At 65.2% G+C, this 768-nt stretch carries 1 pseudogene; it reads left to right on the top strand.

From position 1 onward, the window contains the following. Window positions 1–50 precede the first annotated feature (50 nt). Window positions 51–768 (top strand): annotated as a pseudogene (locus ITJ69_RS20655) (transposase); the annotation flags it as partial.

The raw sequence follows: 768 nt of genomic DNA, 5'->3' as shown, positions 1-768 counted from the left end.
GTTGACTCCTGACCTCTGAGGACTTGGTCCTCGGTGGAAGGATGTCGATCATGGCCAAGCCCTATCCGGAGGAGTTCCGACGCGATGTGGTCGCGGTTGCCCGCCGGGGCGAGATCCCGCTGCATCAAGTGGCGAAGGACTTCGGGATATCTGAGGGAACGGTGACGAACTGGCTCCGCCGCGCCGACGTCGACGATGGCGTCAAGCCGGGCGTCACGACTGTGGAGAACGTGGAGCTGCGAGAACTGCGGAAACGGAACCGGCTACTCGAGCAGGAGAACGAGATCCTCCGCCGTGCTGCCGCGTATCTCTCCCAAGCCCATCTCCCAAAATGATGTACCCGCTGGTCCTTGAACTCGCCGCCGACCGGATCCCGGTCGCGGTGACCTGCCGGGTGTTGGGCTTCACGAAGCAGGCGTTCTATGCATGGCGGAGGAACCCGGTGAGCCGCCGCGATTGGGAGAACGCGCACCTGACCAATGCCGCCGTCGACGCGCACCGCGACGACCCGACGTTCGGGTACCGGTTCATCGCCGACGACCTCCACGCAGCCGGCCTGCTCGTCTCGGAGCGGCGTGTCTGGCGGTTGTGCTCGCAGCAGCGGCTCTGGTCACTGCACGCGAAGAAACGGGGCCTGACCCGGAAGGCCGGACCACCAGTGCATGACGATCGGGTGCGGAGGGCGTTCACCGCTCCGGATCTGGACAAGCTGTGGTTGACCGACATCACCGAGCACAACACGGGCGAGGGCAAGCTCTACCTCTGCGC

Origin of the sequence: Curtobacterium sp. VKM Ac-2887, from assembly GCF_015350935.1 — a bacterium.
Taxonomy (GTDB): Bacteria; Actinomycetota; Actinomycetes; order Actinomycetales; family Microbacteriaceae; genus Curtobacterium.
This window is presented reverse-complemented; position numbering and strand designations above follow the sequence as displayed.